Annotated in this window: 15 protein-coding genes; 9 read left to right on the top strand and 6 right to left on the bottom strand. The window is 67.7% G+C overall.

Annotated elements, in window-relative coordinates:
• Positions 1–12: 12 nt before the first annotated feature.
• Complete coding sequence (locus ACWMMN_RS19510; RefSeq protein ID WP_059239164.1) at positions 13–1,152, bottom strand: C45 family autoproteolytic acyltransferase/hydrolase; 1,140 nt, start codon at positions 1,150–1,152, stop codon at positions 13–15.
• 183 nt (positions 1,153–1,335) lie between these two features.
• Here ACWMMN_RS19510 and ACWMMN_RS19505 point away from each other — a divergent pair, with 183 nt between their 5' ends.
• The 7 genes from ACWMMN_RS19505 (at position 1,336) to ACWMMN_RS19475 (ending at position 7,330) form a co-directional block, all read left to right on the top strand.
• The gene (locus ACWMMN_RS19505) at positions 1,336–2,214 is read left to right on the top strand and encodes a LysR substrate-binding domain-containing protein (RefSeq protein WP_226196209.1); all 879 of its coding nucleotides are present in this window, start codon (positions 1,336–1,338) and stop codon (positions 2,212–2,214) included.
• A 72-nt stretch (positions 2,215–2,286) separates the two neighbouring features.
• Positions 2,287–3,093, top strand: a complete 807-nt coding sequence (locus ACWMMN_RS19500; protein ID WP_486423812.1) for a DinB family protein — start codon at positions 2,287–2,289, stop codon at positions 3,091–3,093.
• Positions 3,090–3,830 (top strand): alpha/beta fold hydrolase, encoded by a 741-nt coding sequence (locus ACWMMN_RS19495; RefSeq protein WP_059239158.1) that lies wholly within the window; start codon positions 3,090–3,092, stop codon positions 3,828–3,830. The genes ACWMMN_RS19500 and ACWMMN_RS19495 overlap by 4 nt, the downstream gene beginning before the upstream one ends.
• A 110-nt stretch (positions 3,831–3,940) precedes the next feature.
• Complete coding sequence (locus tag ACWMMN_RS19490; protein ID WP_196486614.1) at positions 3,941–4,819, top strand: alpha/beta hydrolase; 879 nt, start codon at positions 3,941–3,943, stop codon at positions 4,817–4,819.
• Between the two features lie 76 nt (positions 4,820–4,895).
• Positions 4,896–5,789: a LysR family transcriptional regulator gene (locus tag ACWMMN_RS19485; RefSeq protein ID WP_059239153.1), complete on the top strand. Its 894-nt coding sequence runs from the start codon at positions 4,896–4,898 to the stop codon at positions 5,787–5,789.
• Positions 5,790–5,946: 157 nt separating this feature from the next.
• Positions 5,947–6,273: a carboxymuconolactone decarboxylase family protein gene (locus tag ACWMMN_RS19480; protein WP_059239151.1), complete on the top strand. Its 327-nt coding sequence runs from the start codon at positions 5,947–5,949 to the stop codon at positions 6,271–6,273.
• Between the two features lie 49 nt (positions 6,274–6,322).
• On the top strand, positions 6,323–7,330 hold the full coding sequence (locus tag ACWMMN_RS19475; RefSeq protein WP_059239150.1) for an aldo/keto reductase: 1,008 nt from the start codon (positions 6,323–6,325) through the stop codon (positions 7,328–7,330).
• Positions 7,331–7,430: 100 nt separating this feature from the next.
• On the opposite strand, the gene ACWMMN_RS19470 is transcribed toward ACWMMN_RS19475, so the two are convergent.
• Positions 7,431–7,661, bottom strand: a complete 231-nt coding sequence (locus ACWMMN_RS19470; protein ID WP_059240912.1) for a hypothetical protein — start codon at positions 7,659–7,661, stop codon at positions 7,431–7,433.
• Between the two features lie 207 nt (positions 7,662–7,868).
• Positions 7,869–8,768, bottom strand: coding sequence for a hypothetical protein (locus tag ACWMMN_RS19465; protein WP_059239147.1), 900 nt, complete (start codon positions 8,766–8,768; stop codon positions 7,869–7,871).
• Between the two features lie 78 nt (positions 8,769–8,846).
• On the opposite strand from ACWMMN_RS19465, the gene ACWMMN_RS19460 reads away from it, so the two are divergent.
• The gene (locus ACWMMN_RS19460) at positions 8,847–9,185 is read left to right on the top strand and encodes a helix-turn-helix domain-containing protein (protein ID WP_174993850.1); all 339 of its coding nucleotides are present in this window, start codon (positions 8,847–8,849) and stop codon (positions 9,183–9,185) included.
• A gap of 136 nt (positions 9,186–9,321) precedes the next feature.
• Complete coding sequence (locus ACWMMN_RS19455) at positions 9,322–10,167, top strand: GNAT family N-acetyltransferase (RefSeq protein ID WP_486424081.1); 846 nt, start codon at positions 9,322–9,324, stop codon at positions 10,165–10,167.
• Between the two features lie 107 nt (positions 10,168–10,274).
• Here ACWMMN_RS19455 and ACWMMN_RS19450 read toward each other — a convergent pair whose 3' ends face one another.
• The 3 genes from ACWMMN_RS19450 to ACWMMN_RS19440 form a co-directional block, all read right to left on the bottom strand.
• On the bottom strand, positions 10,275–11,108 hold the full coding sequence (locus ACWMMN_RS19450; protein ID WP_486423811.1) for a tetratricopeptide repeat protein: 834 nt from the start codon (positions 11,106–11,108) through the stop codon (positions 10,275–10,277).
• A gap of 64 nt (positions 11,109–11,172) precedes the next feature.
• Positions 11,173–13,584: a penicillin-binding protein 1C gene (pbpC, locus tag ACWMMN_RS19445; RefSeq protein WP_340625719.1), complete on the bottom strand. Its 2,412-nt coding sequence runs from the start codon at positions 13,582–13,584 to the stop codon at positions 11,173–11,175.
• A gap of 54 nt (positions 13,585–13,638) precedes the next feature.
• Positions 13,639–19,638 (bottom strand): MG2 domain-containing protein, encoded by a 6,000-nt coding sequence (locus ACWMMN_RS19440; protein WP_486423810.1) that lies wholly within the window; start codon positions 19,636–19,638, stop codon positions 13,639–13,641.
• Positions 19,639–19,662 lie beyond the last annotated feature (24 nt).

The following is a 19,662-nucleotide window of genomic DNA, read 5'->3' as shown; positions in this document are numbered from 1 at the left end:
GGCGGCCGCCGTTCAGGCCGCTTCGCGAAGCGGCTCGCGCGTCAGGCTGTAGCGCGTGAACACCCGGTTGAGCGCGGGCATCGGCGCGACGTCCATCTCCCCGTCGCCCGGCTGCATGACGATCATCGCGACCGTCGCCGACAGCGTGTGGCGCGTGCCGGGGCGCGGCGGCCGGCAGACCGAGTACGGCGCGCCGAAGTCGTCGAACAGCGCCGCGCTGACCGCCTGGCGGTCGATCTTCGGCAGCGCACCGAGCAGCCGGCGCACACGCCAGTCGCGGTAGTAGCTGTCGGGCGAGTTCTCGCACCCCGTGTCGCGCAGCTTCGTGCGCGCGACCGGGCTGACCCAGTGGTTCGCATGGACGATCAGGTCGTCGTCGCCGGGATAGACCGGAAACGCCTCGTCCGGCGCGCATTCGAAATCGATGCCGAAGCCGTCGGCCATGCCGAGCATGATGTTGTTCGAGCACGACTTCGGCGTCGTCGCGATCACGCGCAGCGCATTCGCGAACACCGGCTCCTCGAGCACGCGCCGGCGCAGCAGCGACAGCGGCACGCCGGTTTGCGTGAAATCGCGGTCGGATTCGAGATAGTTCGCGGTGATCGACACGCCGCTCGCGTTCAGCCCGCTGCGCGCGAGCCCGCCCGCCTCGACGAACGTCAGGAAGTCGGGGCCGTCGTCGTTATGCACGCGCAGCACGATGCCGGTATCGACGCAGTCGGCTTTCCAGTCCCAGTTCTGCGCGTGGATCAGCTTGCCGGTCGCCGAACGCGACGGCAGCACGAGCACGCCGGTGCAGCCATCTTCGTCCTCGGCGTCCGCACCGGCCGGCAGCGCGTGCTCCGCGCGCGCCTTCGCGAGCACTTCCGTACGTGCATTGACGAGCACGATGTCGTCGAACGCCACATCGGCCCCGTCGGCAATGCCGCGCATCTCGTCGAGACAGGCCGGCTGGAACGCGCCGATCGCCTGTTCGAGCGAGCGGATGAACGCTGCCTGCGCGGCCGCGCCGTAGCCGAGGTTGCGCAGCGTCTGCCCGTAACGCGACGCACTCAGGCGTACGCGCGCCGCGACGGCACGGCCGTATTGCACGCCCCGCTCGTACGGCTTGCCGGACACGCTGACGAAGGGAAAAGGCTGGATGGACGACATCGAAACACTCCTTGCGCTGAATCGGACGAAACGATTCTCGGGCGCGATAAACAAAATAAAAAGCGTTATTTTCTTTCCATAAACGAAAGATTTTTTTTAGTTTCGTGCGATCATCCGGCGCATCGCGACACCGGTCGAACGCGCTGCGCGCGCACGTTGCCGGACGGCTTCCAGGAGAGAGGGATGAGCGAGATTCGAATGCTGAGGACGTTCCTGGCCATCGAGAAACACGGCACGATGGCCGCCGCGGCCGACCGCATGGCGCTGACGCACGCGGCGGTCGGCGCGCAGATGCGCACGCTGGAGCGCGTATGCCAGCGGCAGTTGTTCGACCGCAGCGGGCGCAGCGTGCAGCTGAACGATGCCGGCCGTTCGATCCTCGAGCAGGCGCGCTCGGTGGTGGCCGCGTACGACTCGCTGGTGCGCGGCGTGAGCGGGCAGCACAGCATCGAAGGGTCGATCACGATCGGGGCGACGGTGTCGTCGATGGGGTTTCTCGCGGCCAACGTGATCCGGCTGAAAGTGCAGTATCCGGGCCTGAACGTGCGGCTCACGCACGGTGGCAGCCCGGAACTGGAGCGCCAGGTACGCGCCGGCGAGATCGATGCGGCCGTGCTGATCGGCGAGCCGCGCGCGACCACGCTGCCCGAATCGTGGGAGTACCTGTATGACGAGCCGCTCGTGCTGCTGGCCAACCCGGCGCTCGCGCCGGCCGATGCATCGGTGGCGTCGCTGCTCAAGCGTCATCCGTTCATCGGCTTCGAAGCCGCGTCGCCGACCGGACGGCATGTCACGAGCCTGCTGCGCCGCCTGCACGTCGAGGTGAATCCCGTGCTCGAAATGAACTCGATCGCCGCAATCGCCGATCTCGTGCGGCAGAACGTCGGCGTGACGATCGTGCCGCGCCTGCGGCACGCCGCGTGGAGCGACGATCCGCTGCTGTTCGTGAAGCCGATTCCGGGCGCGACGTGGCGGCGTCACATCGGGTGGTACGAATTCGGCCGCCAGCCGCTGGCGACCGCGATCGTCCGGAACCAGCTGCTCACGGCGCTCGCCGGTTAGCGCCGGGCAGTTGACGCGGCCCTGGCTAGTAACGTATCGTTTTGATACGTTACTAGCCAGGGCCGGTTCGCCATGCATTCCCGTTTCGACCGTTTCCGCACCACCGCGCTCGGCATGCAGCTCGAGGCGCTGATTGCACAACCCGAGCGCTATCCGGAATTCGCGGCGCTGTCGCGCGTCGGCGTGGCCGCGATCGGCGCGATCCAGGACGAGATCGCGCGCACATTCCCCGAAATCGAAACCGACACGACGGCCCGCCAGTTCTGCGGCGCGATGGTCGCGGAAGTCATGCGCCGCCACCGTCACGAGGTCGTGCAGGCGCGCGGGCGGCTCGGCGGTGCGCTGTTCAGCTATGGCGCGGTGTTCAGCCCGTTTCCGCACCGGCTGCCGTTCGCCGACGTCGCCGCCGCGCTGGCGCGCATGCCCGACCGGCTCGCCGCGTATACCTCGCATGTGCCGGCCGCGCTGGCCACGCGCCGCCCGGCCGGTACCGGCTTCTCGCTCGTCGAACATGCGTGCCACCTGCGCGATCTCGACTCGGTGTTCGCCGAACGCATCGACGCCGTGCGCACGGCGGAGCTGCCGGTGATCGCATCCGTCGACGGCACCGTGCTCGCCGCGCAACGCGACTACCTCGCCCAGCCGCTCGACCACGCGGTCGCGGCGTTCCGCACCGGCCGCGCCGCGCTGTGCGCCACCGCGGCCGCGCTGGAGCCGTCGCAACTCGCCCGTTGCGGTCTGCGCGACGGCATCCGCCGCATGTCGCTCGACGAACTCGTGCGCGAACTGCTCGATCACGACCGCACGCACGTGCTGGAACTCGACGAACTGCTCGCCGAACTCCAATTGCCGCCGCTGCCCTCCGGAGCCGCGGAATGACCCGGCCCACACCCGTCGTCTTCGTGCACGGTTTCATCGGCACGTTCGACGTGCGCGACTGGAACGGCCCGCATCTTTGCCCCGACCTGCTCGGCTACGGCGCGTATCGCGCGGTGCCGTTCGATGCGATCTCGCTCGATGCGCAGGTCGAGCACGTGCGACAAACCATCGACGCACATTTCGGCGCGCAGCCGGTCGATATCGTCGGCCACTCGGTCGGTGGTGCAATCGCGATGCTGTTCGCGCATGCGCACCCCGAACGCGTGCGGTACATCGTCAACGTCGAAGGCAATTTCACGCTCGACGACGCGTTCTGGTCGGCATCGGTCGGCCGCATGACGCCCGGCGAAGCCGATGCCATGCTGATCGGCCTGCGCGCGGCCCCGCTCGACTGGCTGCGTGGCGCGATCGACGCACCGTCGCCGGGCCAGCTCGACGACGCGCGCCGCTGGCTCGCGCACCAGCCGGCATCGACGCTGCGCGCGATGGGCCGCTCGGTGGTCGCGACGACGGGCGATGCGGGCTACCTGCCGGTGCTCGAGAAGGTGTTCGAGCGCCACCCCGTCTGGCTGGTCGCCGGAGAACGCTCGCGCGCGGGCTGGCATGTGCCCGACTGGGCGCTCGCACGCTGCGCCGGCTTCGAGACAATCGGGCGCTGCGGGCACCTGATCCCGGCCGAGCGGCCCGACGCGTTGCGCGCCGCCATCGAGCGCATTGCATGCGCGCCGCCTGCCTGACAACCCGTAGGATTCGCCGAAATATGGTTGAAAGGCGCGGTTGCTAGAGTCGCCGGAACAGGGTTTTCCCGGCGCTCCGCGCCGGACTGGGTCGACACATGCGAGGATCGATGAACCTGGCACGTACCTTCTGGCTGCTTCTGCTGATCGCCGTCGCGAGCCCTGCCTTCGCGTTCCATGCGCGGGTCGTCGCGATCCCGAGCGCCGCGATGAGCGAGACGCTCAAGGCGACCGTCGTGCTGCCCGACGATTACGCGCGCAGCAACCGCGGCGACGAACGCTATCCGGTCGTCTATCTGCTGCACGGCTCGGGCGGCGACCATACCGACTGGACGTCGAACACGCGCATCGCCGCGCTGGCCGACCGCTATCACGTGATCCTCGTGATGCCCGACGGCGGACACGAAAGCTGGTACATCGACAGCCCGTTCGATTCGGGCAGCCGCTACGAAACCTTCATCGGCGACGAAGTCGTGTCCTATGTCGACCTCCATTTCCGCACGATCGCGACCCAGCACGCGCGCGCGATCACGGGGCTCAGCATGGGCGGCTTCGGCGCGCTGCGCATCGCGCTCGACCGGCCCGACACGTTCGGCGCGGTCGGCAGCATCAGCGGCGCGGTCGATCCGCGCTGCTGCGAGGACGAGCCCGGCATCGACCACGTGTTCGGCGATCCCGGCCGCCATCCGTCGTTCTGGAATCGCAACGTGATCGTCGAAAGCGCGCGTGCGTTCGTGCGCGCGCATCTCGACCTGACGATCGATTGCGGCCGCGACGATTCGTTCGTCGGCTCGAACCGCGCGCTGCACGAACGGCTCGTCGCGCTCGGCGTGCCGCACGACTACACGGAACGGCCCGGCGGTCATACCTGGGATTACTGGTCGAACGCGATCCGCTACCAGATGCGGTTCTTCGCGTCCTCGTTCCAGCATCGCGGCTACGCGTACCGCCCCGCGCCCGCTGCGCCGGGCATGACGCGCGCGGGCTGACGCACGCGCCGCGCCGCCGCGCGGCCCGCCGAACGCGGTGATACGATGCGCTGGAATCGACCACCCGACTCCTTCCATGCCGCGCGACAACTTTGCGGACCTGCTCGCCTTCATCGCCGTCGCGCGCGAGCGCAGCTTCACGCGTGCGGCCGCCCGGCTCGGCGTGTCGCAATCGGCGCTCAGTCATACGATCCGTTCGCTCGAAACGCGCCTCGGCGTGCGGCTGCTCACGCGCACGACGCGCAGCGTCGCGCCGACCGAAGCCGGTGAACGCCTGCTGCAAAACCTCGCGCCGCGCTTCGACGAAATCGAGGCCGAGCTGTCCGCGCTCGCGGAGCTGCGCGACAAGCCGGCCGGCACCGTGCGCATCAACGCGACCGATTATGTGATCCGCACGCTGCTGTGGCCGAAGCTCGCGCCGATGCTGCGCGACTATCGCGACCTGAAGGTCGAGTTCGTGACCGACTACGGGCTGTCCGACATCGTCGCGGCACGCTTCGACATCGGCGTGCGGCTCGGCGACCAGGTCGCGAAGGACATGATCGCCGTGCGCATCTCGCCCGACCTGAAGATGGCGATCGTCGGCGCGCCCGCGTATTTCGCGGAACGTGCGCGGCCCGGCACGCCGCAGGATCTCGTCACGCACGACTGCATCAACCTGCGCCTGCCGACGCACGGCGCGCTGTATGCGTGGGAACTCGCACGCGGCGACGAGGCGCTGCAAGTGCGCGTCGACGGGCAAGTCACGTTCAACGGCACGTACGAAATGCTCGACGCGGCGCTCGCGGGCTACGGGCTCGCGTACGTGCCCGCCGAACTCGCGGCGCCGCACGTCGAAGCGGGCCGCCTCGACAGCGTGCTCGACGACTGGTGCCCGACGTTCCCCGGCCATCACCTGTATTACGCCAGCCGGCGGCAGTCGTCGCGTGCGCTCGCGGTGATCGTCGAGGCGCTGCGAATTCGCGCGTGAGCGTGAGCCTGAGCCGGACCGGGCCGAACCGCGGATATCGCCCACCCGCCGCGATTCATGAATCCGGTCGATAAGTGCATGCGAATTGTTGGGGATTATCGATAGACGCGTCGGTGACTACCATCGCCGGTATTCCCCACGTTCTCCGGAGCCCTCGATGTCCGAACCGACTTCCCCCGCGCACAAGGCATTCGGCGCGATTGCGCCCGCGCTAGCCGACTACACCGACAACGTGCTGTTCGGCGACGTCTGGCAGCGTGCCGGCCTGTCGCCGCGCGACCGCAGCCTCGTCACGGTCGCCAGCCTCGTGTCGCTGTATCGCGTGAACGAACTGCCGTTCCACCTGAAGAAAGCGCTCGACAACGGCCTCACGCGTGACGAGCTGATCGAGGCGATCACGCACCTCGCGTTCTACTCGGGCTGGCCGACCGCAAGCTCGGCGCTGCCGATCGCACAACGCGTGTTCGACGAAGCCGGCGTTTGAGCGCGGCCCTTCATTCAACCGGCAGGCGCACGCCTGCATGGAGCCTCACATGGATTACCGCTATCTCGGGCGCAGCGCGCTGAAGGTGTCGCCGCTGTGTCTCGGCGCAATGATGTTCGGCGGCGAGACCGACGAAGCGACGTCGGCGCGCATCATCGACAAGGCATTCGACCAGGGCGTCAATTTCATCGACACGGCCGACGTCTATCACGCCGGCCGCTCGGAACAGGTCGTCGGCCGCGCGATCGCGCCGCGTCGCGACAGCTGGATCGTCGCGACGAAGTTCGGCTATCCGGGCGGGCCGGACGCCGGGCCGAACCGGCAGGGCCAGTCGAGGAAATGGATCGTCGAATCGGTCGACGCGAGCCTGAAGCGGCTCGGTACCGATTACATCGACATCCTCTATTTCCATCGCGCGCTGACCGACGCGCCGCTCGACGAAGGCATGCGCGCGATCGCCGACCTGATCCGGCAGGGCAAGGTGCGTTACTTCGGACTGTCGAACTTCAAGGGCTGGCGCATCGCCGAGATCGTGCGGCTCGCGGATCAGCTCGGCATCGATCGTCCGGTCGCGAGCGAACCGCTGTACAACCTCGTCGATCGCACGGCCGAGGTCGAACAGCTTCCTGCCGCCGCGCATTACGGGATCGGCGTCGTGCCGTACAGCCCGCTCGCGCGCGGCGTGCTGACCGGCAAATACGCGATGGCTGCGCAACCGCCCGCCGATTCGCGCGCCGGCCGTGGCGACCGGCGCATCCAGCAAACGGAATGGCGCCCCGAATCGTTGCATATCGCGCAGCAGGTGGCTGCGCATGCGGCCGCGCGCGGCACGACGCCGGTCGCGTTCGCGCTCGCATGGGTGATGAAGAACCGCATCGTCAGTTCGACGATCGCGGGGCCGCGCACCGAAGCGCACTGGGACAGCTACATCGATGCGCTGACGCTCGAACTCGGCCCCGACGACGAACGGTTCGTCGATGCACTCGTGCCGCCCGGGCACGTATCGACGCACGGCTATACCGATCCCGGCTATCCGGTCGAAGGCCGCCAGGTCTGAAGCCGGAACGGGAGGATGAACGGACATGCCGGGCGACACGCCCGGCATGAAGAGGCACGCGCGTCGTCCGACGCGCGAATCAAGCAGCAGCGACGAATGGTCAGTTGCCGTGCGCAGCGCCTGCGCCGACGACGCGATCGAAGCATTCCTGTGCACGCGCCAGCTCGTCGAGCGCGCAATCGAGGCGCGACATCGCGCGTGCGTATTCGGCCGACGAAGCGTCGTCGTCGCTTTCGCCGCGCACCGCGCGAAACGCCTGATCGACGTTGCGCGTGGCTTCGACGAAGCGTTGTGCGGCCTGCGCTTCCCGCGAACAGATGTGGGTCGACATCGACACTCCTCCCTCAGGATTGCAGTGTGAAGCACGCCGACGCTCAGTGTGCGTGGTGCGCATGTCGGCGGCGTGAACCGCGACCCATCGAGTGTCGACGCATCGGCCGCCGCGCAGCGCGCTTCGTGCCGATTGTCCCTCTACGCTCGCCGATCCGCTACGGCGAGATTGCAACAAATTCTTGCGCGATGAGCTTCGCGCCGGGCGTCACGCGCGCCCGATGCGCGGATGCGCAAGACCCGCGAACGCGGCCGCCTCGCCCGGCGACAGGTCGAACAGGTCGCCGGTGAGATCGCGCGGATGCTCGGCTGCCGGCCGGTTGCGCAAGCGCGCCGCATGCGTGGGCGCAACATACGCGGCCGCCGTTTCGATCGGCGGCACGTCGAACAAATCGCGCGTGACGCCGCGCACGGCATCCGTCGGCGAACGGCCGCGCAAGCGCGCGACGAGCTCGACGAAGCGATCGAAATCGCCCGCGCGCGTCGCCTTGTTCACCTCCGCGAGATCGCGCGCCTTCAGCACGCACGGCTGTGCAAGCCGCACGAAATACGGCGCCTCGAGTTCGACCGACAGCGCGAGCGGGTAGCTCTTGCCCGTCTGCTCCTTCGCCCGCCCGACGCAATCGACCACGGCCGCACCCTGTGCGGCACCCAGCGGCTGGCCGGTGCTCACGCTGCGCAGGTGATCGGGAAACACGCGCAACTGCGTACCCACCGTCAGCGCGGTGGACGACGCACACACGAGCGCGTAGTGCTGTTCGCGGCGCCGGCCCGACGGCAACGTCGAGCGGCTGGCGATGAACGTATGCGGCGGCAACGGCCGCACCTGGCCACTGGCGTCGACCCATGCATTCCACAGCAGCGCGTCCTTGCGCTCGCCCGCGCGCGGGCGCGATGCGACCGGCGAAAACAGCGCGAGCAGCGAGCCCGTGCGATGCGCGGCGACTTGCGCGCTGCTGCCGAGCGGCTGGTTGATGCCCCACAGAAAACGTCCGCCCCCGAGCCGGCGCTCCCATTCCTTGCGGAGCACGACGGTCGGCAGTTCCTCGCCGGACTCGGTACCGATCTTGGTCCAGCAGAACGTGGGTGGGAGGTGTTTCAGTGTCATCAACTTTCTCGGGATACAGCCTCGCTGGTGACAGCAAGCCCATTCAACAGCCGTAACTGTATAGGTATAATGCATCGCATGGAAGCCCCGGACCAAGATTTTCCCGTTCAAGACCTGTTGCGCCGCCTGATGGCAGATACACGCTCGTCCAGCGAAATTGCGCGACTTTCCGGGGTCAGCCAGCCGACCGTGTCGCGCCTGCGGCTATCGAACGGGCGGCGGCTGCGCCGCAGCGCGCCATTCACCAAGCTATGCAGTTTCTATGGAGTCGATACGGAGCCGACGCGCCGCCGCTATAACGACCTGCTGCGCGACGCGATCGTCGACGCATGGGACGGGTCGGACGAGCACGGCCGCGCGCTGCTGGTCGTGATCCAGGGGTTGAAGGATTTGCAGGCGAAGGCGGATGACGGGTGATGGGGCAGTTGAAGGAAGCGCAGACTGCCCCGTCCGCTTCCACCGGCAACCCGCGCGCCGGTGACGGCATGAAATGCCCGTGCCGATTGCCGCCCCCGCGACTATGATGATTCGGTCAGCAGCGCGAGGGCGAACCATGGATCGAGACGAAGACTTCATCGTGCGCACCATGTCGGCCGACGAGGTCGCCCTGTCGGTCGAATGGGCGGCCGCGGAAGGCTGGAACCCCGGCCTGCATGACCCGCCCTGCTTCAGGGAAGCCGACCCGGCCGGCTTCTTCGTTGGCGTCTGGCGCAACGAACCGGTCGCATGCCTCGCCGCCGTCGCCTACGACGACCGCTTCGGCTTCATCGGCCTCTACATCGTCAAACCCGGGTTTCGCGGCCAAGGCTTCGGCATGCGGATCTGGCAGCACGGGATGCGCTACCTTGGAGAACGCAACATCGGACTCGATGGCGTCGTCGCGCAGCAGGCGAACTACCGGAAATCCGGCTTCCGGCTCGCATATCGCAACATTCGCTATCAGGGGCTTGTGAGCGGTATCGGATGCGCGCTGGTGACTGCGGCGGCCGATGTGCCGCTCGGGCAATTGCTCGCGTACGATCGCCAGTGTTTCCCCGCCGCGCGCGAACATTTCATCTCGGCGTGGATCGCGCAGCCGGATGCCATTGCGCTCGCAACTGTCGATGCCGGCCGTATCGCCGGATACGGTGTCATACGACGCTGCGAGGCCGGCTGCAAGATCGGCCCGTTATTCGCCGATGACGCAGATGTCGCCACCGGGCTGTTTCGTGCGCTGGCGGCACGCATGCCCGGCGAGGTCATCGTGCTCGACGTACCGGAAACGAATCCCGCGGCCGTTGCGCTGGCGGAACGGCACGGCATGACGAGCGTGTTCGAAACCGCGCGGATGTACACGCAACACGCACCCGCGATTGCGATCGATCGTGTGTTCGGGGTGACGTCGTTCGAGCTGGGGTGACGGGACGCGCGTCAAGGCGGGGCACCGGTTCCTCCGGTTGACGCTTGCCGCCCCGTTCCGCGATCGAGGAGCGCAGAGATCCGCCATTCACGACGCCAACGCGATCGTCACTTTGACTCGGTAGCGAATGATGCCCGTTCGATCTGCGCGACGCATTGCTTGGCGGAATCTGCAACGCGGCTCTTCTGTTGCGCCGCCTTTTTGCACCAATACATGGCCGCAGCCTTGTCCGTGACAAGGCCCGATCCGCCCCATTGATAGGATTCGCCCAAGATCAGTTGCGCAACGGCATCGCCTCGATCAGCCTCTTTGCGCACGTGTTCTACAAATTTTCCATGCCAGTATGCAGCCAGCGTGGAATCCTGACGCACGCCAATGCCGAGCTCATAGTCTGTCCCCAGTCGCGCTTCGGCAAACGCATCCCCCATCTCCGCGCCACGTCTATGCCATGCGACTGCCTCGACGTGATCCTTGGGTACGCCAAACAAACCGTTTCGATAGAGTTCTCCGATCTGATTTGCACATCCCGCATTTCCGTGATCGACGGCCTTCTTCATCAGGGCCACTCCCCGCGAAACATCCTGAGGTTGGCCGCCGGCCCCAATCACATATCCCAGACCGACGATGCATTCGCCTTCGGCGTCACCTTGATTCGCGGCTTTCTGAAACCAGACGGTGGCTTGCGCGTGATCTTTTGGCACGCCAAATCCGGAGTCGTAGAGTCTGCCCAGACCGACTTCCGCTCGTGCGTTGCCGTGTTCGGCAAGCGGGCGCCAAAGTGCAAAGGCTGTTGCGTAGTCCGCATGCTGAAACGCCCTGTCAGCATCCTCGAGTTGGCCAGCGAAGGCCGTGCCGGCGCTTCCCAGGATCAGCGCGACCAGCGCGACGGCGCGCGTGTGCCGTGCCAAGCCGTCGACGGATTGCGAAACAGGGTGTGTCATGGTCACTCCGGTATAGCCGAAAGCGGACAACTGAAAAACGCAGCAAAGGAAACACTGCCGCCCCCTACTGCTCCAACCCCACGCCCAACGGCCGCTGATCGCTGCGCCCGTGATCGTCGACCACCCGCACCGTATAGTTGCCGGCCGTCCGCGGCTGCCAGAACAGCGCATCGCCCGGCGTACTGCTGCCGACATACGCATCGTTGACGAACCAGTACAGCGCATGCGCGCTCGCATCGGCCGTCGCGTTGAACGCGATGCGCGTCTCCTCCGTGCGCTTCACCCGCATCGCATACGTACTGCCGCGCAGCGGCGACGTGATGCGGGGCGGATCGCCTTCGACCTGCCCCGCCTCGCGACAGTCCGCATTCTGCGGCGGCCGCCGGCGCGGAATGCCCGCCTGCGCGAACACCTGCTGCAGATCCGACGGCCAGAACTCGAAGATTTCCGTATGCGTGCGCTTGCCGTCGTACGGCGGGCACGCGGCCTTCCCCGTCGCGTCGTCGATCACGACGGGCCGGTGCACGGTGCTCACGCGAATCGGCGACGTGCCCGGCATGAACCACGTCCAGCCCTGCTGCGGACACCACTCGTTCGGCAGATCGCCGCTCGCGAGGCAGATCCGCACGCGCTTCAGCCGCGGCGGCACCGCGCGCGGCGGCTCGACGAGCGTGCGCTCCGCATTCAGCGCATCGACGACCTGGAAGAACAGCGGCGCGGCCGCATCGACGCCGACGAACGCCGTATTGGTCGAATTGTCGAAGTTGCCGACCCACACGACCAGCACATAGGGGCCGAACACGCCGGCCGTCCACGCATCGCGGAACGACCATGACGTGCCGGTCTTCCAGTACACGGGCACGCTCGACGGCTGCGCGCCGCTCGTCTCGTCGGGGCGCAAGTGCTGGCGCAGCATGTCCATCGTCATGTAGCTCGCGTCGGCGCTCAGCAGGCGCCGGCCGGGCAGCGCCGGCTCGTCCGCGCGCAGCCGCAGCGGCCGGAACTCGCCGCGATTCGCGAGCATCGCGTACAGCGCCGCGAGATCCTGCATCGTCACTTCGCCGCCGCCGAGCACGAGTGCGAGCCCGTAGTGTTGCGCGCTCGCGAGCCGGCGCACGCCGGCTTCCTGCAGGAACTGGTAGAGGTCGGGCGACTTGAGCTGCGACGCGACCCACACGGCCGGCACGTTGCGGCTGCGGTTCAGCGCATCGGTCGCGGTGATCGGCCCGAGGAAGTGACCGTCGAAATTCTCCGGCGCGTACGGGCCGAACGAAGTCGGCACGTCGCGCAGCACGGTCTGCGGATGCAATACACCCTGGTCGAAACCGAGCGCATAGATGAACGGCTTGAGCGTGGAGCCCGGCGAGCGCCGCGCGAGCGTGCCGTTCACCTGCCCGTCGATCGAGCGGTCGAAGAAGTTCGCGGAGCCGACGAGCGCCTTCACGCCCATGTCGCGCGTATCGACGAGGATGGCCGCCGCGTTGCGCACGCCGCGCGTATCGTTGCGCGCGACATAGCGTGCGATCTGCCGCTCCAGCGTGCGTTGCAGGTCGAGGTCGAGCGTCGTCGCGAGCCGCGCGCCGGCATCGCTGTCGTCCGCCGCGCCGCCCGACGTCGCGCGCCACGCGCTGCGCGCGGCGAGCGCCTGCGCAACCGCATGCGGCGCGTCGAACGGCAGCGCGGACAGCGGCCGCATCGCGAGCGGCAATGCGAACAGCGGCTTCAGCGACGCATCGCCCGGATGCGCCGTCAGCCAGCGCGCATACAGCCGGTTGCGCGACGCCGCCAGCGCGCGGTTGATCTCGTCCTGCCCGCCACGCACGCGCCGCGCCGGGTCCTGCGGAATCACCGCGAGCGCGAGCGCTTCGGGCAGCGTCAGCGCATCGGGCATCCGGTCGAAATAGACAACGCTCGCGGTGCCCGCGCCTTCGACGTTGCGGCCGTACGGCGCGTCGTTCAGATAGGCTTCGAGGATCTGCCGCTTCGAGTAGAACAGTTCGAGCTGCATCGCACGCGCGACCTGCGCGAGCTTGCCGGCCGGCGTGCGCGTGTTCAGCTTCCACAGCGAGCGGGCGAGCTGCATCGTCAGCGTCGAGCCGCCCTGCGGATTGCCGCCGCGTACGTACGTGATCCACGCGCCGCGCGCGAGCCCGTACGGGTTGAAGCCCGGGTGCCACCAGAACCAGCGGTCCTCGTGCAGCATCACCGCTTCGACGAGCTGCGGCGACATCCGGTCGAGCGGCACCCACAGCCGGTAGCGGTCGTCCTTCGCGAGCGTCAGCCGCAGCAACCGGCCCTGCGCGTCCGTCACCGCGACCGACGACGGCTTCCAGTCGCGCAACGGCGGATGCGGCCACAGCCGGCATGCGGCCAGCATGCCGAACACGAGCAGCACGCCGACGAGCCAGTTCTGCCAGCGATGCAGCCAGCGGCCGGCGCCGTGCAGCGCGCGCCGGAGCATGGGTGCTTCAGCCACGCGCGGGTGCTCCTCGCTTTCGGCGCGGCCTGCCACGCCGCTGCAGCCGCGCCGTCATCGCACGCGCTCCACCGTCAGCGCCGCGCCGCCCGGCGCCTGCGCCTGCACGCGGCGGTCGTACATCGACTCGCCGTAAGCAGGCGGCGCAATGAAGCGGCCCGCGTTGCTCGCCTTGATCCGGTAGACGAATTCGCGCACGTCGGTCGTCGCGGTGCCGTAGATCACCACGCGGTCCTCGCGCACATCCGCGAACTGCGGCTGCCACGTCGACCCCGTCACGCCGATCGGCGAACGCCACGGCGCATCGGCCACCGGCGCCGGCGCGCCGCCGCCGGTGCTGTCACCCTCCTGCGCGTCGGTCACGGGTGGCGGCGCGATCACCGGATCGAAGCCGCCCGGGAGCAGATCGACGATCGCGACGTTGCCGACGCTCGCCGAACCCGTCGCGCGGATCTTCAGGTGTACGTCGATCTCCTGGCCAAGCGTGATCTTGTCGAGCGGCTTGCCGTTCGTGTCGGTGTAGTCGCGCACGATCTCCAGCCCGCTCTTGATCGCCTTCGTCGACGTGCCGCGATCGTAACCCGACTGGCTTGCGATCCACCACGCCGGCAACGCGCTGCCGTTCACGAAGTCGACGCGCGACGCGCCGGCCGCCCACGTGCCCGAACGCACGAGGTTCGCCTGGATCGACGACACGTCCTTCGCGCCGGCCCCCGCACGCACTTCGTCGATCGCGAGCTGGTCGAGCTGGCCCGCGTTCGACGCCGCATACGCGTCGAGCGCGAGGATCGTCATTGCCGACGACAGCGTGTTGTAACGGTTGTCGACGAGCGGCGCGGCGATGTTGTCCATCGCGCGCGGCGACAGCTTGCTCACGCGTTCCGGGAAGTGCTTCGCGAGCAGGTACAGCACGCTCGCGTCGCGCGTCAGCGGGTCGATGTAGTAACCGGTCACGTAGTCGCCGTCGGACGCGCGCTTGCGCTCGAGCAACGCCTGCGGGCCCGCGATCAGCGCGGCGGCCTCCTTGTCCTGCTTCAGCAACTGATACGACGCGGCGAGCCACGCCGCCGCGAGATCGTTCTTCCAGTCTTTCGGATACGCATCCTGCAGCCGCTTCTGCACGGCCGCGAGACTGTTGGTCGTCACGTTGCCCTGGCGCGTCAGCAGGTACACCGCATACGCGCGCTGCCGCAGCAGGTCGAGCGAGCCGAGCGAATCGTTCGCGGCGAGCTTCTGCAGATACGCATTGCCCGCGTCGAGCATGTCCTTCGGCACCGCCACACCGCGATCGCGCGCATCGAGCAGCACGTGCATCGAATACGCTGACACGAACGGATCGGCATCGGGCGTTGCACTCCACAACCCGAAACCGCCCTGCGCGTTCTGCCGGCCGCGCAGCACGTCAAGGAACTGCGTGATCGCGGTCGCGTTTGCCGCATCGGCGCCGGCTTCCGGCGCATGCATCGCACTCGTCAGCGCGCGCACCGACAGCCACTTCGCCGCGAACACGCGCGGCACGACCGCGCTCACCATCTGCTCGCTGCAGTAGTGGTCGAAGTTGACGAGATAGGACGACAGCCCTTCCGACAGCACCAGCGGCGCGGTCGAGATGCTCGCGTCGCGCGACGCATACGCGTCGTACATCGACCGCAGGTTCGGCACGCTCGCCTTCTTGCCCGGATCGACGCGTGCGATGTCGAGCTGCGTGCGGAACGCGGCGGCCGGCCGCACCGATACGTCGACGCGCTGCTGAGCGCCCTTCGCGCCGTAGCGCGCGCCGAACGACAGCGCGCCCGAGCCGAGCGTCTCGGTCGCTTTCACGCGGAACATCGCGACGCCTTCATGCTGCGGCGCGAGCGCGACGTTCTGCGTCGCCGGCCCGATCACCTGCAACTGCGGGCCCGTCTTCAGCGTGACCGCCACCGGCACCGGCTGGTTGCCGACGCCCGTCAGGTTGTTCGCGACGCCGACGCTGACGTCGGCCTCGTCGCCCGGCGCGAGCGTCGTCGGCACGTTCGGCGACAACACGAAATCGCCGCGCACCGTCGTCGCGCTTTCGAACGTGCCGACCAGGTCCGGCGACACCGACACGGCCATCACGCGCAGCTTCCCGTTGAAGTAGTCGGGCACCGTGTAGCTCAGGCGCGTATCGCCGTTCACGTCGACGATCCCCGACCAGTAGACGACCGGCTTGTCGCGCTTGCGCTTGAACGGGTTCAACTGGCGACCGATCGCATCGTCGGCGTCGCCGCCGGGCGCGGCCATCGCCATCAGCTTCTCGAAGTCCGGCAGGATCAGGTCGAGGATCTGCGACGTGCCGACTTCGAGCATCCGCTTGCGGAAGAAGAACTTCAGCGGATCGCCGAGCTTGTAGCGTGCGACCTGCAGGATGCCTTCGTCGACCGCGAACACGACGACCTTCGCCGGCTTCGCGGAATGCACGGTGAAGTTGACGGTGTCGCCCGGCTTCACAAGCGCCGGCGCATCGACGCTCACCGCGTTGCGGCGCGCGTCGAGGTTCACCGAGAACGGCACGACGCCGTAGCTCAGCGGGCTCATGAAGATCTCGTCCGACGACGGATCGCGGATGTACTGCACGTTGATGTAGCCGTTGCCCTCGAAACCGGCCGGCACCGTGATGTGCTGGATCGAGCTCGTCGTATCCGCATGGAACCACGCGTGCGCATACACCTTGTCGCGCTCGATCGTGATCAGGCCGCTCCCCGCGTAAGGCGCGCGGATCGCAATTTCCACCTGCTCGCCCGGCTTGAAGTCGTGCTTCGCGAGGCTCACCTGCAGCTCGGCGTTGCGGTCGAGCGAGCGCGTGACGTTCGCGGCGCCGGTGACCGAATACTCGATCCGGTTCACCGCGGTGCCGTCCGCGCGGCGGATCACGAGCGCATAGCTGCCCGGCTTGTCGGTACGCAGCGCGAAGTCGAGCCCGGCCGCCGGAATCGACAGCGGCTTCTCGTCGACCGGCACTTCCTTCAGCCGCGAATCGTATTTGTACGCGCCGGAATCCTGCTTGGTCAGCACCGACACGTAGCGTTCCTCGACGAGCTGCGCGCGCAGGTCCTTCACGTCGATCGCCTTCGCGCCCGGGTCGATCGCGACGAGCCGCACCGTGCGCGGGCTGGCGCGTTTCACGTAGCCGAGATCGTCGACCGACTTGTAGCCGACCAGCCAGTCGTTGTTCGACACGAGCGTCTGCGCGTTCGCGGCGACGTTGCGCCCGCCTTCCGCTTCATACGCCTTCGCCTGGAAGTAGAGCTGGTAGGTCGCGTCCGCGTACTTGTCGAGATCGAGATCGAATTCGGCATGGCCGCGGTCGTCGGTCGTGCCGTCCTGCAGCGTCGTCGTATAGCCCTCCTTCGCGCGGCGTGCATCGAAGAAGTGATAGCCCTGCCAGCTGCGGAACGACGGCCACACGGGACGCAGCGTCAGCGTCGCCGCGACGCGGCGTTTCTCGGCCGGCGTGCCGAACAGGTTCTGTGCATCGACGATGCCCTTCAGCCCTTTCGGCTTCACCCACCCTTCGACGACCTGCTGCGACAGCTTCGCGTCGACCTTCATCCGGTCGGGCAGGAATTCCTTCACCTGCACGGTCGTGCTGCCGATCGGTTCGGCACCCGGCTGGCCGTCCTTCACGATATACAGGTTGACCGTCCACGTGCCGGTCGGCGCCGTTTCGGCGGTCGTATAGCCGAGCTCGGTGAAACCCGTCGCGTCGACGGTCACCGGCTTGCGCTCGACGGTGATCCCGCGCGGGTCGACGATCTCCGCCTGCAGCGGCACGCCGGCCGGGCTGCGCGCCCAGCTGGCCGCACGCACGATCAGGCCGATGTGGAACGGATCGCCGGGCCGGTACAGGCCGCGATCCGAAAACAGGTACGCGGACAGCTGCCCCTGGCCCGTCGCGTTGCGTTCGCCGTCGACGTCGAAGCGCGAGAAGTCGAGCTGGCGATCGCGGCCCGCCACCGGCAGGAACGACAGGTCGGTGTCCTTCTTCACGACGTACAGCTGCGGACGCTTCTCGCGGTCGAGCCCCTTGAACGCGGGGAAATGCACGACGCCGTCGGCGCCGGTGGTCTGCGTGAACAGCGCCTGGCCGTTCACCGCGAGCACCGACACGATTGCGCCCGCAACCGGCTTGCCGGTGCGGATCGACTGGATGAACACGTCCTGGCTGCCGTCCAGCGAACGCTTGACCAGCATCCCGAGATCGGTCACGACGATCAGGCGCGTGTCGCCGAGTGCGCTGTCGCTGTTGTCGCCATTGCCGCTGCTGTCGCCCGAATCGGCATCGCCGGACTGATCCTGGCTGCCGTCGCCGGACGATGCATCGCCGTCCTTCGCATCGTCGGCTTTCTTCTTCTCGGCCGCCGGGTCGTACTGCGACAGGTGCAGCAGGAACACGCCGCGCTTGCCGCCCTTCAGGTACTGGCCGAGATCGATGCCTTCGTAATGCGCCTTGCCGGGCTCGCCGGCCGGGAATGCGCGCGTCTGCACGAAGCGCTCGACGATGTGGTCCTCGCTGAACGAATAGGACAGCTCCGGCCGCGCGTACGTGCCGTTGTTGAAGCTCACGAGATGCTGGATCTGATCGGGCAGCACGCGGCCGATCTCGACCTTCATCCCCGGCAGGTTGCGCGACACGACCGACAGCCGCTTGCTGCCGCTCATCGACAGCAGCGAGCCATCGGCCATGAAGCGCAGCAGCTTCGGATAGTCGGGCACCGTGAACGCGCTCGTCACGGGCTTGCCGAGCAGGTAGCCGCCAGCCGATTTCAGGTCGCCCTCGAACCGCACGACGACGCGGTCGCCCGGTGTCGCGTGATACTTGAAGCTCTGCAGCGTCGCGAAATCGTTCTCGGTCGGCACCGCTTCGAGCGGCAGCGGCTTCGACTGCTTCAGCACCGCGTCGCTGATGTCGGCCACGTTCCATTCGTACGGCGGATCGTCGTCCGACTGCTCGACACCGGGCTTGCGCTTCGGCAGCACCCATGCCTTCGCGCGTGCGGCGAGATCGACGCTGCGCACGCCGTCGGACGTTTCGGCGACGAGCACCTGCTCGGGCTCGTAGCGCTCGTTGTCGACGAGCGTCGGCGCGACGTTGCCGATCGACAAACTGTAGAGCCCCGGCACGCCGACCGATGCATGCAGCACGTCCGGCGTGCCGTTGCCGCCGCGCGTGCTCTTCACGCCCTTGTCGACGTCGAGCCGCACCGACAGCGGATCGCGCGGGATCTCGAGCGGCTGCGAGTAGACCCACGCGCTCGTCTTCATCTTGTCGTAGTTGACCGTGTAGCGCAGCGGCGACGCGGTCTTGCCGTCGCGGCCGACCAGCACGAGGCCGATGCGCTTCTCGAATTCGGCCGGATCGACCGGATAGTTGAAGTGCAACTGCAACAGCGCCTGCTTTTCCGCCGGATTGTCGGGGTTCTGGTAGAACTCGTTGTTGCCGAATGTTGCGGCGAACGCCGGCAGGTCGAACGCGAATCGATCGTCGCGCATGATCACCTGCGGCGCGAACACGCGATGCACCGCGAAACGCACCTCGACGTGCGCGCCGACCGGCCAGTCGGCCGCCGGCGTGAAACGCAGCGTCTTGTCGTCGACCCACTCCCACGCGCCCTTCAGCGCGGGCGTCATCTCGATGCCGTCGCCGGCCGGCTTGCCGACCCGTTCGATCGGCGCGGCCGATTGCGCGAACACGACTTCCAGCGGATGCACGGTGATCTTCGGCTTGTCGGTATCGTCCACCTCATAGGTGGTGATCGCCGGCGCCTTCACGGTGAAGCTGACGGTTTCGGGCTCGGGCGGCTTCGGGCGGTGCTTGAACCAGTACCCGCCATAGCCGAGCGCGGCCGCGAGCAGCACGAGGCCGCCCGCATGCCACGGACGGCGGCGCACGGCCGCGGCGGTGGTGCCCATCCACGCGGGCGCCGTCCACGACACGTCGCCGACCAGCGGCCGCAGCGCGCAGCCGAGCAGCCACCAGACGAAGCCTGCGACGCGAATCGGCAGAAGCAGCAGGAAGCGCAGCAAATCCATTTGTTATTTCCTTGTCAAGGACAT

The organism is Burkholderia cepacia complex sp. TUM26381 (assembly GCF_057439935.1).
The sequence above is the reverse complement of the archived record's forward strand: the minus strand, read 5'-3'. Positions and strand labels throughout refer to the sequence as shown.